We start from the raw sequence: 15,608 nt of genomic DNA, 5'->3' as shown, positions 1-15,608 counted from the left end.
GAAATAGAAAAAGGGAACCCTAGGGTTCCCTTTTTTAGACTTTCAGAAAAGTGAGCAGCGATGACCTGCTCAACTTATAGACCTAATTTAGCTTGTAAAAAACGGTCGATAACGGCGGTAAGCGTAGCTCAATCGAAGTGTCTAATCCTTCGCTCTCTAATGATTCAATCTCAACTGTCTGCTTCACTTCAAAACCACTGCCTGCATAGTCCACAGAGTCTGTATTCAACAGCAGTGAGTACTCACCTTTTGCAGGAACACCTAAACGGAAATGCTCATGAGGCACAGGTGTAAAGTTAGAGACAATTAATACACGCTCACCAGACTCACTGATGCGTTCGTGCGCTAAGATACTCGCTTCAGCAGAGTCCTGTAGACGCCATTCAAAGCCTTTCGGGTCAAAATCAAGATCGTGCATTGCAGCTTCAGAGCGGTACAGGTTATTCAAGTCTTTCGTTAAACGCTGAACACCTTGATGACGTTCGTAATCCAGCAAGAACCATTGCAGTTGGTCATCATGGTTCCATTCAGCCGTCTGACCAAATTCTGCACCCATGAAGTTCAGCTTCTTACCTGGTTGCGCATACATGTAACCCATATAAGCACGTAGGTTTGCCGTTTGCTGCCATTCATCACCCGGCATCTTGTTATGGATAGAGCCTTTACCGTAAACCACCTCATCGTGAGACAGAGACAATACATAATTCTCACTGTGTGCGTAAACCAGTGGGAAGGTAATCGTATCGTGGTGATATTTACGGTTGATTGGGTCTTCTTGAATGTAAGACAAGCTGTCGTGCATCCAACCCATGTTCCACTTAAAGCCAAAGCCTAAGCCGCCCATAAAAGTCGGTGCTGAAACACCAGGGAACGCTGTCGACTCTTCGGCAATCGTCATCGCATTCGGGAAGTGCTTGTACACTTCTTCGTTCATCCACTTAAGGGTTGCGATGGCGTCATAGTTTTCGTTGCCACCGTCTGCGTTCGGAATCCATTGATCATGGCTGCGCGAGTAATCGAGGTACAGCATCGAAGCCACTGCATCAACACGAATGCCATCAATGTGGAATTGCTCGAACCAGTACAGTGCATTAGAAACTAAGAAACGACGAACATGCTCTCTGCCTAAATCGTAAATGTACGAGTTCCAATCTTGATGCCAACCGCGACGCGGATCTGGATCATGGAACAACGGCGTACCGTCGAAATTAGCTAAACCGTGCTCATCGCTTGGGAAGTGCGCTGGAACCCAGTCAAGCACAACACCAAGACCCGCTTGGTGACATTGGTCTACGAAGTATTTGAAGTCATCCGGTGAACCGAAACGGCTGGTTGGAGCGAAAAGACCAACAGGTTGGTAACCCCAAGAGCCATAGAATGGGTGCTCAGAAACTGGCATTAGCTCAACGTGCGTGTAGCCAAGATCCGTTAGGTATGGGATTAGCTCTGCCGCTAGCTCACGGTAGTTTAAAAATTCACCTTCAGCGTTACGCTTCCAAGAACCTGCGTGAAGTTCGTAGAACGAAAGCGCTTCTTTACGCTTTTGTGTTACAGGGCGATTCTGCCATTGAGTATCTTGCCACTCGTAACGAGCGTGATCGTAAGTTACAGATGAGAACGATGGGTACTGCTCAGAGTAGAAACCCCATGGGTCAGCTTTGTGTGGTAAGCCTTCGCCATTTGGTCCTTTTAATTCAAACTTGTATTGAGCGCCTTCTTCCAGTTCAGGAATGAATAGACCCCACATACCGTAATCTAAGCGTTGCATTGGGTGGCGGCGACCATCCCAAGCGTTGAAGTTACCCACCAAGCTTGCCGCAGTTGCATGCGGTGCGTACACCAAGAAACGCGTACCTGAAATCGTCTGTCCATCACGCTCTAGCGTAATAAACTGAGCCCCCATGTGATGATACATATCTTTCGGTGTATGAAGATCTTCATAACTCGCATATAGATCGTGGTACTGGTATGGATCATCAATGATCTGTTCTACACCAGCCCAATCAACCGCAAGCTTATAGTGAGTGAAACGTAAGTCTCTCTCTTGCTTAAGAATGAAACCACTTTCACCCTCTCGCGTTAACTCAATACGAGGTTCCTTTCCAATAATCAACTCGACTTTATCTGCCCCAGGAATCCACACCCGTAATGCACCTTGCTCAGAAGGTAGGTATGGCCCTAAAAACGCAAATGGGTCTGTGAAGCAAGCCTGTGATAGTTGGGTATATATTTGTTTTTGCTTTGAAATCGAACTTAGTTCCAAAACGTTTCTCCCTAACCAAACATCCAAAAAACATAATACAAAAATGCCCGCTATTAGTGCGGGCAATATAACGACGGTTTATTCTACCAGATGAGCATTCATTATTGAGTGACCGAGGTTGTAGTTTCGTACGGCGTAAGCAAAAAACCACCTAATTTCAAGTCACTCACGTCATTACTTACCTGCTTTTTCTCGAACGTCAGTCAGCTTAGAAGCGATACGATTAACGCCTTCGTGAGCAAATATTTCGTCCAAGTTCATTGATAGTTTGCGACGCCAGTTAGGGTATTCATCAACCGTACCAGGAATGTTTACTGGCTTGTCCATCTCTAGCCAATCTTCTAGCTGAACGCTCAGTAGTGTTGAACCACCAGCCGCTACGTGCAGTTGAAGTGCCTCAGCAAGGTAAGAGTCCATCGGTACTTGGCTCGCATCGCGGCCCACACCTTCTGGTAGGAAACCATGCCATGCTACTGAATCTAAGATACCTTGCTTGCACTCTAGGCGGTCATCGAACAAGGTTTCTAATTGTTCTGCATCTGGGTATAAGCCAATCTCTTGGCCCATTTTTAGGTCATCACAGTGCCAAAAGCCGCGAAGCGTTGGCATATCGTGAGTACACAGTGCCGCCATCGATTGTGATGCGTAGTGTTTTGGTGAGATGAAACCACCGTCGTCTTCTGATGTTTCGAAGAAGAACACTTTGTAAGAATGCACGCCAGCATCTGCAAGGATGTCGACAATCTCATCCGGTACCGTACCTAAATCTTCACCGATAACGCTACATTGGTAACGGTGAGACTCAAGCGCCAGAATAGACAGCATATCTTGTACTGGGTAGTAGATATACGCGCCCTTAGTTGCGTTCTCACCTTTTGGAATCCACCACAAACGCAGTAGACCTAAAACGTGGTCAATACGCAGTGCACCACAATGCTTCATGTTTGCACGAAGTAGCTTGATATAAGCGTCGTAGCTTGTTTCTTGAAGCACTTCTGGGTTTAGCGGAGGTAGACCCCAGTTCTGACCCAAAGGACCAAGAATATCAGGTGGAGCACCAATGCTCGCATCCATCACTAGGTTACCTTCGTCAGCCCAAGTTTCGCTGCCTGAATCTGCAACGCCTACCGCTAAATCACGGTATAGGCCAACTGCCATGCCTTTCTCTTCAGCAAGAGACTGTGCATCGTTGATCTGGCAATCCGCTAGCCATTGCAGGTACATGTACAGATGAACGTTTTCTAGGTTCTCTTTGATGTACTTCTGTGTCGCTGGGCTGTCGAATGTACGGTACTTCTCAGGGAATACCGGCCATCCCCACATGCCAGAATCTTCAGCGTGCAGTTCACCATGTAGGGCATCAAACGCGGCTTGATGCATCAGGCTATCGCCACCCTCTTCTACGAAGGCTAAGAACGCTTGTGCACGGTCGCTGTTTTTGTCTAGATGGCGAGTCTTAAATTCTGCGAATAGCAGAGGCAAGATGCTCATCTTAAGCTCAGACACTTCGGTGTAGTTTACCCAGTGTGCTTCACGCGCTTTTTGTAGACGCTGTTGGAACTCTGCGCTGCCTACCGTTTGTTGTGCTTCTGCACTTAATGCGAATTCAGGTACTGAACTCACATCAATGTATAGGATGTTCAACCAACGACGTGACGACGGGCTGTATGGGCTCGCGCCTTCTGGGTTCGCAGGGAACAATGAGTGAATTGGGTTTAGACCAACGAAGTCACCGCCACGAGAAGCGATATCCGCAACAAGCTGTTTTAGGTCACCAAAATCACCAATACCCCAGTTGTGCTGAGTTCTTAGTGTGTAAAGTTGAACACTTGGCCCCCAAAGCTTTTTGCCTTGCTCGATTGGTGACTGCTTGAAACACGCTTTTGGCGTAATAATCAGTGTCATCTCGTAAGGCTTCTTACGGCGCTTACGGCTCACAATAAGCTTGTGATAACCCCATGCCAAATCACTTGGCAATGCAAACACTAAAGGGCCACCCTCGGCACGCTCGTCACGAACGACTTGAGATTGAAGATAGCCTTCAAGTACCTCTCCTTGCTCGGTTTCTAAGCGCCAGCTGAACTCACTTTCACGAGCACTTACACCTAGATTAAGCGCCACTTCTACTGGCTCACCGTCACGCAAGACAAGAACTGGGTCTAGTACATCTTTTTTGTGTTTTCTTTCTGCTGACTTAAGCAGTGCATCATCGCTGCTTGTATCGTAGCCCAACGAAGCCAATAGAGACGTGATCGTCTCGTCTGATACTTGTGCTTCATCGCCCCACGCACTAACGTAACTGTCGGCAATGTTTGCCATTTCTGCGACTTGTTTTAATACGGTTTGTTCTTTCATCGCTCTCTCCGAAAACGTTCTGACGCTTTCTATTTTGTAGGGTTGTTAATTTAATTTTTACTAATCAATTAGCTTGTGACAATCGGTTTGTAAGCAGCTTGTTGATAAACGACAAACCTTTAAGCCTTTCGTTTGCTCACAAGCTAATTGAGCCAAGGCAGAAACTGCCTTGGCTACTTTGGAAGTATTAACGGTTAACCGCTTCAAGTTTCCAGATGTTGTTCACGTAGTCGCGGATAGAGCGGTCTGATGTGAACTTACCAACCAATGCTGTATTAAGAATTGCTTTCTTAGCCCAACCTGCTTGGTCTTTGTATTGCGTGCCCATGTCTTCGTGCGCTTTCACGTAAGAGGCGAAGTCAGCAAGACATAGGTAAGGGTCACCACCGTCTAGCAGGCTATCAAACGTTGCACGTAGAAGGCCTGGTTGACCTGGAGTGAACTCATCGCCAGTCAGTAGGTCTAGGGATGCTTTCAGTAGTGGGTCTGCATTGTAGTAGTCGTAAGGGTTGTAGCCCTGAGCTTTCAGTGCTTGAACACCATCAACGTCTAGGCCGAAGATGTAGATGTTTTCATCACCCACTTCTTCACGAATCTCAACGTTTGCACCATCCATCGTACCGATAGTTAGCGCGCCGTTTAGAGCCATCTTCATGTTGCCCGTACCAGATGCTTCTTTACCAGCTAATGAGATTTGCTGAGAAACGTCTGCTGCAGGGATGATGATTTCAGCCATGCTTACACGGTAGTCAGGAATGAATACCACTTTAAGCTTGTTACCGATGCGCGGGTCGTTGTTGATCTTCTCTGCAATCTTGTTAACCGCGAAGATGATCTCTTTCGCTAGGTGGTAACCCGGTGCTGCTTTCGCTGCGAAGAAACATACGCGTGGCTCACACTCGAAACCAGGTTCGTTAAGAATGCGGTGGTACAAAGATAGAATGTGTAGCAAATCTAGGTGCTGACGCTTGTACTCGTGCAGACGTTTGATTTGAACGTCAAAGATAGCGTTAGTATCTAGCTCGATACCCATGTTCTCTTGAACCCAATCAGCAAGGCGCTGTTTGTTTTCTTTCTTAACAGCCATGAATTCTTTTTGGAATTTCGCGTCTGTTGCAAACTTAGCGATGCCTTCTAGCTGCTCAAGTTTTGCTGGCCATTCAGTACCGATCTTACCTGTGATTAGCGTAGATAGGCCTGGGTTACAGAACTTCAACCAACGACGGGGCGTGATGCCGTTCGTTACGTTAGTCAGTTTGCCAGGGAAGATTTCGTTGAACTCAGGGAACAAGTCTTTCTTAACCAGTTGAGAGTGAAGCGCAGCTACGCCGTTTACTTTGTAAGAACCAATCACACATAGGTTTGCCATACGAACCATTCGGTGGAAACCCTCTTGGATGATAGAAAGCTTCGCTTGCTTCTCACCGTCACCAGGCCACATCTTGCGAACTTCTTGCATGAAGCGGTGGTTGATTTCAAAGATGATTTCCATGTGACGTGGAAGAAGACGATTGATCAAAGATTCAGACCAAGTCTCTAGCGCTTCTGGAAGTAGTGTGTGGTTCGTGTAAGCGAACGTGTGAGCACTGATTTCCCATGCTTGATCCCAAGATAGACCTTTCTCGTCAATCAGGATGCGCATTAGCTCAGGAATCGCAATCGTTGGGTGCGTATCGTTAAGCTGAATCGTTTCTTGCTTAGGCAGATCTTCTAGAGAGAAACCAGCGGCTTCGTGACGACGTAGAATATCGCGAACAGACGCTGCTGAGTGGAAGTACTGCTGCATTAGGCGCAGAGTCTTACCTTTCTCGTGGTTGTCGTTCGGGTAAAGAACTTTCGTGATGTTACCTGCATCGATTAGCGAGTGTTGCGCTTCGAAGTAATCACCGTTGTTAAAGCTAGCTAGTGAGAATGGTGCAATTGCCTGACATTCCCAAAGACGCAGCGGGTAAACCGTGTTTGACTCGTAACCTACGATAGGTAGATCCCAAGGCATTGCTTTTACTTCCATACCTGGAACCCAAGTACGAACTTCTTTACCGTCGATGAATTCAACGTCTACATGACCGTAAAAACCAATTTGTTGTGCTAGTTCTGGACGAGCTACTTCCCATGGGTAACCTTCAACACCACGCCATGCGTCAGGTGCTTCTTGTTGACGACCGTCTTGGAAAGATTGTTTGAATAGACCGTACTCGTAGTGAAGACCGTAACCTACTGTTGGGTATTCTTGAGCGGCACAAGAATCCATGAAACAAGCAGCTAGACGACCAAGACCACCATTACCTAGTGATGGGTCGCGTTCTTCTTCTAGAAGGTCAGTTAGGTTTTGACCTAGCTCTTCCATTGCATGAGTGATCTGTTCGTAAAGACCCATGCTGATCAGGTTGTTACCTGTTAGACGGCCAATCAAAAACTCAAGTGATAGGTAGTTAACGCTCTTCGCGTTCTTAATTTTTTCATCATTTTCAGTTTCTAGCAGGTCAAAAGTCGTTAGCTCTGCAAGAGCACGACCCATTGCTAGATACCATGAACGGCTGTCTGCTGTTTCAACGGTTGTTGCGTAGGTTGCAGATAAATGTTTCTTAACACTCTCTTGGAATGACACTTTATCGAAAGTTTTTTGCTGAGTTGGTTTCATTTCAGAAATCTCGCTTTTAATAGTTCTAATTCATCTGTGACATATCGTGCATGGTCACCATAAACTAAACATCCTCCCGCTAACGCGACTGACTAGGAGTAGATGGGAGGGCGTAGGGGGCGTACCGACATAGGGTTAGTGATCTGACTCTCATGTTCTGACTTCGAACAAAAACCTGGAGTGACTAAGATCACAAGCTCCCGTTCGATAACTTAACTTCAATTGATGTGACTTTTATTTAACCAGATTAAAGTCATTGTCAAATCTGAGTTTCAGATCACGAAAATAATTTCCAGCCCTCATCTTTTGCATAGATTCCCGTGTAGAAAAGAACAAAGTCACATTCCCAAACCAACCCGTAGCGTGATCAAAGTCTCAAATAAAGGGCGTAGACATCCAAAAACATGCAGAAGCGCAAGGTTTCTGAGGAGGATCATAGTCGGTGCCGTTTTGCTTCACGTAATATGAGTAAAGACTTAAGTAATTAGGCTCATGTCATTGGAGTGCACTCAACGATAGATTGGGATATTTCAGAACATAGCCACGGAATAGGTGTAAAACTTCGATATGTGGATCCCTTCGAAACTGACTCGTCCCGGCCGCTTACATAATGCAATCCTACGACCTAGGGTTCTCGATCTGCTTCACAATGCAGATTGCTATAAGCTTGTGTTGTTCCGCTCTCCAGCGGGCTACGGCAAAACCACCATGGCTGCACAATGGTTGGTAGATAAACCTAATGTGGGTTGGTACAGCATTGATGATAGCGACAATGATGCCTTCCGCTTTATCAACTACCTACTTCAATCACTTAATAAAGCGACTCAAAATGCCTGTCCAAATGCCCAAAAACTGGCAGAAAAGCGACAGTTTTCATCGCTGCATTCTTTATTAAGTGAAGTATTTGCCGAGATGTCGGAATTCCATCACGAGTGCTTTCTGGTGTTGGATGACTATCACTTGGTCAACAATGACGACATCCACGAAGCCATGCGCTTCTTCCTCAAACACATGCCCGATAACCTAACGTTGGTTGTCACCAGTCGTGGTACGCCACCACTTGGTACAGCAAACCTGCGCGTTCGTGACTTAATGATCGAATTAGGTAATGACTCGTTGGCGTTTGATACCGAAGAAACCACACGCTTTTTCAACCAACGCGTAGCCGACGGCATTGATGACACCACGGCAGACAGCATTTGTAGTTATGTAGAAGGTTGGCCTTCTGCACTACAACTTATCGCGCTACAAGCACAACACCAAAAACGCACTCTTGCACAGTCCGCAGAGTCATTCTCTCACTTTAACCACGCCCATCTTTGGGACTACTTGGTTGAAGAAGTATTCGACCTGCTAGACAAAGAAACCCGACAGTTCTTGATGCAATGTTCTGTGCTTGATCACTTCAACGATGAGCTTGTGTGTGCACTTACACAGCGTGAAGATGCGTTAGGTATGATCGAATCACTCAACCGTTTTGGTTTGTTCATCTACCCGCTTGAAGGTGAAAAGAACTGGTATCGCTTCCATAACTTGTTTGGTGAATTCCTCGCACATGAGCGCCAAGCTCGAATTCCTCAGCAAGAAGCTGAACTGCATCGAAGTGCTGCAAAAGCGTGGCTCAAGCAAAACACACCACACCAAGCACTACGTCACGCACAGCGCGCTGAAGATCCAGAACTGATCATTCAAATCCTGACTGAGCACGGTTGGCCGATGTTCAACCAAGGTGAGCTTTCGTCATTAGAAATGGCGATCAAACAGCTAACCACAGATCAACTATACAGTGAGCCAAAGCTTTCGATGCTACGCGCTTGGCTTGCACAAAGTCAGCACCGTTATGACCAAGTGGGTACTTTGCTGGAAGAAGCTGAGACTCAATATCAAGCGCGAAACATTGAACTCGATACTCAGCAGCAAGGGCAATACAACGCCTTGCGCGCCCAAGTTGCCATCAACAGCAATGAACCTGAAAAAGCGTTAGAACTGGCTGAGCTTTCGTTAAGCCAACTGAACACCACTGTTTATCGTAGCCGTATTGTCGCAACCTCGGTTGTTGGCGAAGTGAATCACGTAATGGGTAACCTCAGTCGTGCGCTACCGATGATGCAACAAACAGAAAAACTGGCACGTCAGTATCAGGTTTATCATCAGGCTCTGTGGGCGATTCTGCAACAAAGCGAAATCTTGATTGCTCAAGGTTATGTTCAAGCTGCATTTGAGCTACAAGACAGTGCATTCAAATTGATTGAAGAGCATCAGCTTCAATACGTGCCTCTGCATGAATTTTTGCTACGTGTTCGCGCTCAGATCTTCTGGTGTTGGAACCGACTAGATGAAGCGGAAGAGTGTTGCTACAAGGGCTTAGATATTCTTGGGCACCACTCGCCAAGTAAGCACCTGCACAGCTATTCAATGTTGGCTCGTATTTCATTGAGCCGCGGCGAGATAGATAAAGCGTCGAAATTTATCGACCAGATTCAACACCTATTGCGCCAATCAACGTACCACGTAGATTGGACGGCGAACGCCTCTCTTTCTTTGATTCTATTCTGGCAAGTAAAAGGCGATAAAGAAGCGATACGTGATTGGCTGAGTGTGGCGGTTCGACCTGAATCGGCAAGCAACCACTTCTGCCAACTTCAATGGCGAAACATCGTTCGTGCTCACATCATCCTTGAGCAGTATGAAGACGCGGAAGAAGCGCTGACCTTCCTTAAGAGTGAAGCCCAGCGTTCGCACCTGATTACCGACACCAACCGCAACTTGATCGTTGAAGCCGTGTTACGTACACAAATTAACGATGAAGACAGCGCACGAGTACTGCTTGAAGAAGCGCTTCATATGACTAACCAAACCGGTATGGTCGGTAACTTCTTAGTCGACGGTGGGACTATCGGGCATATCTTAGATAAGTTGAGCAATAAGCCTGGTCTCGGTGATTTAGAACGTCACCGCGCACAACAAATCATGAAGGATATCTCCACGACCCAACGCAGCCGCTCCGTTCACTTCGATGAAGACTTTGTTGAGAACTTGGTTAATCACCCGAACATTCCTGAGCTGGTGCGCACTAGCCCACTCACCCAGCGTGAATGGCAAGTGCTTGGTCTGATCTATTCTGGGTTCAGTAATGAGCAGATCGCTCAAGAACTCGATGTAGCGGGTACCACAATCAAGACTCACATCCGTAACCTTTACCAAAAGCTCAACATTGCTAACCGTAAAGAAGCAATCAGCACAGCGGAGAACTTGCTGCAGTTGATGGGATACTAAAGCGGATTCGAGATTCGAGACAAACTTAAGCTAGTCACCGATGGTGGCTGGCTTTTTTTTCATCTGAAGTTTAGAGTCTAAAAATGTAGGAACGGGAAATGAAAAAAGACAATCACCAAATGACAGGCAAAAAAATAGCCAACCGCAATAATCGCGATTGGCTCTATATATTTGTGAACAAATCATAAGTTCACTAACAACGTCAGTTGGCTAGGTGACCCTCGGCTTAAGAAGGGTCAATGTACATAATGCAGTTAGCGTGCCAACTTTTATTCGACGTTTTATAAGCCCTGCATCGCATAAAAACCATGAATTTGTCATGCGAATTGCAAAGTGCATTTGCATAATGCAATCAAGATGCAATATCGATAAGCGATCAGTTTCATCTCTGCTCTTAATGACAAATCACTAAGTGGTTGTTATATAAATGTTAGGCAAATATTCACTTCAACTTATTGCGTTACAATTAATAGAGTAATAAAAGCCTTTCCCCAAAAGCATATTCATACTTTTTTTACACTAAAGTTTGTATACTGCACAAAATCATCCTCAACTCTATGAAGCAATGAACTACTTAAGTACTTTTTTCAAAGGCATGGCTATGGGCGCAGCAGACGTTGTTCCTGGCGTGTCGGGCGGAACCATCGCATTCATCACTGGTATCTACGATACGCTGCTAGAAAGCATTCGCAGAATTAACCCTAGCGTACTTGGCTTATGGAAACGCGAAGGCTTCAAAGCCGCGTTTAATCACATCAATGGTTTCTTCCTAATTTCACTGTTCGCGGGCGTATTCACCAGCATTGCGACATTCGCAAAATTGATTTCTTGGTTATTAGTCACCCACCCTGTTCCACTGTGGTCTTTCTTCTTCGGCCTGATATTGGTGTCGGTTTTCCATATTCTTAAGCAAGTAGAGAAACGCGATATGATTCGCTTCGTGTTTTTACTGCTTGGCGTTGCTTTCGCTTATAGCATTACCGTGCTTAAACCGCTGCAAATGGAGCCAACCAGCATCAACGTATTGATTGCGGGTGCGATTGCTATCTGCGCGATGATTTTACCCGGTATTTCAGGCAGCTTTATTCTGCTCCTGATTGGCATGTATGGCCCGGTGCTTGGCGCCGTTAAATCATTTCAAGTCGATGTACTTGCGCTATTCCTTGCGGGCTGTGTGATCGGCCTACTGACTTTCTCGCACGTACTCTCTTGGTTACTGCGCTCATTCCGCGACTTCACATTGGTATTCTTAACCGGTTTGATGATCGGTACGCTACCTAAGATCTGGCCGTGGAAAGAGACCATCAGCTGGCGCACAAACTCAAAAGGCGAACAAGTTCCTCTGATTCAAGAAAACCTATCACCGTTTGATTTTGAAGCCGTAACCTCTCAGCCTTCTCAGCTGGCAATGGCTATTGTGATGATGTTTGTTGCGATTGCCTTGGTTCTAGGACTAGAGAAGTTTGCAGAGCGTAATGCTGACTAATCATTCAGCCAGCTTCTGGAAAGCGTTTAGAACGGATAATGCTTAGAAATACTAAGCTCACCTCTCGATGAAATAGACAAAAGCGAAGCCAATGGCTTCGCTTTTTTAGTTCTACCATACGCACAAAATTGCTTTTTGATACAAGCACGTATTGAGGGGTATGATAACATCGCCGCTCTTATAAAATTAGATGAGAACACGACATGCACCCAGCATTAAAGGTGGTGGCTCTTGGCATTGCTCTCGTGGCAGGTTTTTATGGGCCGCAAGCAATTCAGCAGTTTAAATCAGCGATGGAGCACTCAACTGCCGAAGTCAACTTGGATGACTACTGCATGCTTTCAACCATATCGTGTGAGCAGGAATCCATTTCAATGTCGCTTGATCGCGAAACCGCGCAACCTCTTCTACCCACAAAGATAAAGGTCGTTTGGGAAGGTGCTGCATCTGAGACACTGATGTTATCGCTCACAGGTTTAGAAATGGAAATGGGATCAGCGCGTTTTCAATTGAAGAGCATTGGCAATAATACCTATGAAGGTGAAGTGATTTTACCTGTATGTACTTTAGATAAAATGACATGGATCGGTGAACTCACTGATGGTGTCGATACTGTAAACCCTGCAATAAGGATGGCAAGATGAGTAGAAATTGGTCGTTAGCATTGGTTGTCGCTTTTGTACTTGGCTTTGGTGTCAAAAGCTATCTTGATGGGCAAAACGAAGTTCAAGAACAACACGCTGCAAAACAAGAGTTCTCCGCAACGACTCTTTTCGGCAAAGACAACCAACCAACGGAAATCTTTGACCAAACCGATGACAGAATTCGTATCGTTTACTTCGGTTTCACACGTTGCCCAGATGTATGCCCTACTTCTTTGGCTATGTTGGCCGGAGCACTTAACCAAGTTTCTGATGAAGCAAAAGCCAAGATTCGCCCGATGTTTGTCTCTCTCGACCCTGAGCGTGATGCAGCAGAAGCCTCATACGAATACGCACAATACTTCCACCCAATGATGGAAGGATTAAGTGGTCCTTTGGATGTGACAACCACGCTTGCACACAACTACGGTGTTATTTTCAGAAAGACCAAGCTGGAAGGTTCAGAGTTGGAATACACCCTTGACCACAGCTCATATTTTTATTTTTTAAAGCCCGACGGTACCTTGATTACCAAAGTGCCGCATACGTTAACGCCAGCACCAATTGTTGAGGCTATCAACAAGCTGACGCAGTAAAACGTAAAAACAAAGAACTTAACTAATAAAGTTCGAACAAAAAGTCAGGTCCCAGACCAAAAACATAAAAATTAAGGACAACAACATGAAGTTAAAAGCACTTGCTCTAGCAGGCTTATTGCTCACCCCTTTTGCTCAGGCTAGTAGCGATATTATGGTTCATGACGTGTACGCTCGTGCAACCCCGCCTTCAGCAGTGAACAGCGCGGTGTTCACGACTCTGATAAACCACAGCGATAAAGATCGCGCTATTGTTTCTGCGACAACGCCAGCAGCAGGAAAGGTAGAACTTCATGATGTTATCGTTGACGGCGACGTCATGAAGATGCGCCAAGTTCAAGAGATCACAATCCCAGCAAATGGTGAAACGGTACTTAAACCTGGCAGCCTACACATCATGTTGTTCGACCTAGCAAGCAGCCTAAAAGAAGGTGAGAAAATCGAGATGACACTGACTTTCGCTAATGGTGAAACGCAGACCTTCGATGCGCCGGTTAAGAAAGTAATGAGCGGCATGAAAAAGATGAATCACGACCATCATTAATCGTCTTCACAATTGATAAAATAATTTAAGCCACGATGACTTCTCGCCATCGTGGCTTTTTGTTAAACTGAGCTCGCTTTTTATTCAAAGCCTGAACACATTAATAAACCAAGGAGAATAGAAGATGATTGTAATGAACACACTAAAACTGGCAGTAAAAGTAACGCGTTAATTTGTTTGGTTAATCAAACTTAAACACCGATCTACCAACTTATCGTCATCCATTGACGACCGCACACTTTTACCCGGTTTACTGTTGATCACAAGTGATCAATACCTGCATGCCCAACAACGCATGACTAAATCCGGGGTCCTATCTATTTGAATTCGACCCAAGCACAAAAAATTTTTGACGTCTCGACGCTTTTTGATATGACTAACGCTTTTCGATCTCATCAACAACCTGATATCTTACAAGACGTTAATGCTCTCATAAGAAAAGAAAGCTCGCACGTCTGGGTAAATAGACATGAATTCACAAAACGCATTTTCTCATCCAATGTCACTTCAACAACTTGGATGGCAACCTGTATTCCAACAACAACTGACACTCGAAGACTATGACCACTCCGTCATTGCTCGTATCGTCGCACATCACCGTAGTGGCTATACATTAGCGTCAGAGCAAGGTGAAATTGTTCTACCCATCCACCAAAACCAACCGACAATGACCGTTGGCGACTGGGTGATTTTGAACTCTGACCTACAATTCGAGCGTTTACTAGACCGTCAATCGCTCTTCCGCCGTAAAGCTGCCGGCAGTCGCGTAGCTGAACAATATATTTCAGCCAATATCGACACGGTTTTTATCGTGGTTTCGTTAAATAACGACTTTAATCTAAGCCGCATCGAGCGTTATCTCGCTCTCGCTAATGAAGCGCAAGTTGAAGCCGTTATCGTACTGACCAAGAAAGACTTGTGTGACGACTACCAAGACAAAGTACAACAAGTGCAAAGCCTAGATCCGATGCTGATGATCGAAGCCGTTAATAGCCTAGACCAAGACTCTACTCAAGTATTATCACCTTGGTGTAAAACGGGCAAAACGGTGGCTTTGATGGGGTCGTCTGGTGTCGGGAAATCTACACTAGTCAACTCGCTGCTTGGGGAGACTCAGCAAGCCACCGGTGGCATTCGTGAAGACGACAGCAAAGGCCGACACACAACGACGTCGCGCTCACTGCATTTACTGACATCGGGCGGCTTACTGCTTGATACGCCAGGAATGAGAGAGCTGCAACTTGCAGACTGCGCCGAAGGGGTAAGTGAAACCTTTTCTGATGTCGAAGAGTTAGCCATGCACTGTCGCTTCTCTGATTGCCATCACGAATCGGAACCTGGATGCAAAATACGCAAAGCCATTGAGAGTGGAGAGTTGTCTGAAAGACGATTTAATAACTATCAAAAGCTATTGCGAGAGCAAGCAAGAAATGGTGCCTCATTGGCAGAGCAACGTGCTAACAGTAAGCAACTTTCGAAGATGTACAAAACCGTTCAATCAGAAAGTCGAAATCTTAAAAAAGCTTCTGACTAAACCTTTAAGTTAACGACTATAAGTTGTATTTGAGACAAGCTTAGCCCCATAGTGTTAAACACGTGGGTTTTTTTGTTTCAATTTGGTCTTAGTGTGACTATTTATGCACACAATGTTCTTACAAATAGTCGTTTACATTTCCAAATTTACAGTATATTGAGTCTATTAAATGTCATTTTGTAGATTTATAGCTCAATCAAAATACATTAATTTAACATTTAGCTCTAAAAACACCACGTAGCGCAAACAATTACCCTAAAAGTAAACTATTC

9 protein-coding genes are annotated in these 15,608 nt (G+C 45.5%); 6 read left to right on the top strand and 3 right to left on the bottom strand.

Annotation, left to right across the window (positions count from 1 at the left end):
- Positions 1 to 82 precede the first annotated feature (82 nt).
- The 3 genes from glgB to A142_RS12420 all read right to left on the bottom strand — a co-directional run bounded on the left by glgB (position 83) and on the right by A142_RS12420 (position 7,259).
- On the bottom strand, positions 83 to 2,263 hold the full coding sequence (gene glgB / locus A142_RS12430) for a 1,4-alpha-glucan branching protein GlgB (RefSeq protein WP_019821658.1): 2,181 nt from the start codon (positions 2,261 to 2,263) through the stop codon (positions 83 to 85).
- A 174-nt stretch (positions 2,264 to 2,437) separates the two neighbouring features.
- Positions 2,438 to 4,618 carry a 4-alpha-glucanotransferase gene (gene malQ, locus A142_RS12425; RefSeq protein ID WP_019821657.1) on the bottom strand — a complete coding sequence of 727 codons (2,181 nt, stop codon included), beginning with the start codon at positions 4,616 to 4,618 and terminating at the stop codon, positions 2,438 to 2,440.
- A gap of 187 nt (positions 4,619 to 4,805) precedes the next feature.
- Entirely contained in the window at positions 4,806 to 7,259 is a 2,454-nt protein-coding gene (locus tag A142_RS12420) for a glycogen/starch/alpha-glucan phosphorylase (protein WP_019821656.1), read from the bottom strand.
- Positions 7,260 to 7,826: 567 nt separating this feature from the next.
- On the opposite strand from A142_RS12420, the gene malT reads away from it, so the two are divergent.
- The 6 genes from malT to rsgA all read left to right on the top strand — a co-directional run bounded on the left by malT (position 7,827) and on the right by rsgA (position 15,336).
- The gene (gene malT / locus A142_RS12415) at positions 7,827 to 10,535 is read left to right on the top strand and encodes an HTH-type transcriptional regulator MalT (protein WP_019821655.1); all 2,709 of its coding nucleotides are present in this window, start codon (positions 7,827 to 7,829) and stop codon (positions 10,533 to 10,535) included.
- Positions 10,536 to 11,100: 565 nt separating this feature from the next.
- Positions 11,101 to 12,021, top strand: a complete 921-nt coding sequence (locus A142_RS12410) for a DUF368 domain-containing protein (protein ID WP_032545404.1) — start codon at positions 11,101 to 11,103, stop codon at positions 12,019 to 12,021.
- A gap of 203 nt (positions 12,022 to 12,224) precedes the next feature.
- Entirely contained in the window at positions 12,225 to 12,665 is a 441-nt protein-coding gene (locus tag A142_RS12405) for a hypothetical protein (protein ID WP_019821653.1), read from the top strand.
- Entirely contained in the window at positions 12,662 to 13,258 is a 597-nt protein-coding gene (locus A142_RS12400) for an SCO family protein (protein WP_004732104.1), read from the top strand. The genes A142_RS12405 and A142_RS12400 overlap by 4 nt, the downstream gene beginning before the upstream one ends.
- Positions 13,259 to 13,343: 85 nt before the next feature.
- Positions 13,344 to 13,802, top strand: a complete 459-nt coding sequence (locus A142_RS12395; protein ID WP_019821652.1) for a copper chaperone PCu(A)C — start codon at positions 13,344 to 13,346, stop codon at positions 13,800 to 13,802.
- Positions 13,803 to 14,271: 469 nt separating this feature from the next.
- Entirely contained in the window at positions 14,272 to 15,336 is a 1,065-nt protein-coding gene (gene rsgA / locus A142_RS12390; RefSeq protein WP_019821651.1) for a ribosome small subunit-dependent GTPase A, read from the top strand.
- Positions 15,337 to 15,608: the final 272 nt, after the last annotated feature.

It is taken from the genome of Vibrio splendidus 12E03 (assembly GCF_000272105.2).
GTDB classification, from domain to species: domain Bacteria; phylum Pseudomonadota; class Gammaproteobacteria; order Enterobacterales; family Vibrionaceae; genus Vibrio; species Vibrio splendidus_I.
The sequence above is the reverse complement of the archived record's forward strand: the minus strand, read 5'-3'. Positions and strand labels throughout refer to the sequence as shown.

What these genes read in the sequence shown, in the direction of transcription:
- A142_RS12420 (WP_019821656.1), bottom strand. Translation starts at nt 7,259, where the DNA reads ATGAAACCAACTCAGCAAAAAACTTTCGATAAAGTGTCATTCCAAGAG.
- rsgA (WP_019821651.1), top strand. Translation starts at nt 14,272, where the DNA reads ATGAATTCACAAAACGCATTTTCTCATCCAATGTCACTTCAACAACTT.
- A142_RS12395 (WP_019821652.1), top strand. Translation starts at nt 13,344, where the DNA reads ATGAAGTTAAAAGCACTTGCTCTAGCAGGCTTATTGCTCACCCCTTTT.
- malT (WP_019821655.1), top strand. Translation starts at nt 7,827, where the DNA reads ATGTGGATCCCTTCGAAACTGACTCGTCCCGGCCGCTTACATAATGCA.
- A142_RS12410 (WP_032545404.1), top strand. Translation starts at nt 11,101, where the DNA reads ATGAACTACTTAAGTACTTTTTTCAAAGGCATGGCTATGGGCGCAGCA.
- malQ (WP_019821657.1), bottom strand. Translation starts at nt 4,618, where the DNA reads ATGAAAGAACAAACCGTATTAAAACAAGTCGCAGAAATGGCAAACATT.
- A142_RS12405 (WP_019821653.1), top strand. Translation starts at nt 12,225, where the DNA reads ATGCACCCAGCATTAAAGGTGGTGGCTCTTGGCATTGCTCTCGTGGCA.
- A142_RS12400 (WP_004732104.1), top strand. Translation starts at nt 12,662, where the DNA reads ATGAGTAGAAATTGGTCGTTAGCATTGGTTGTCGCTTTTGTACTTGGC.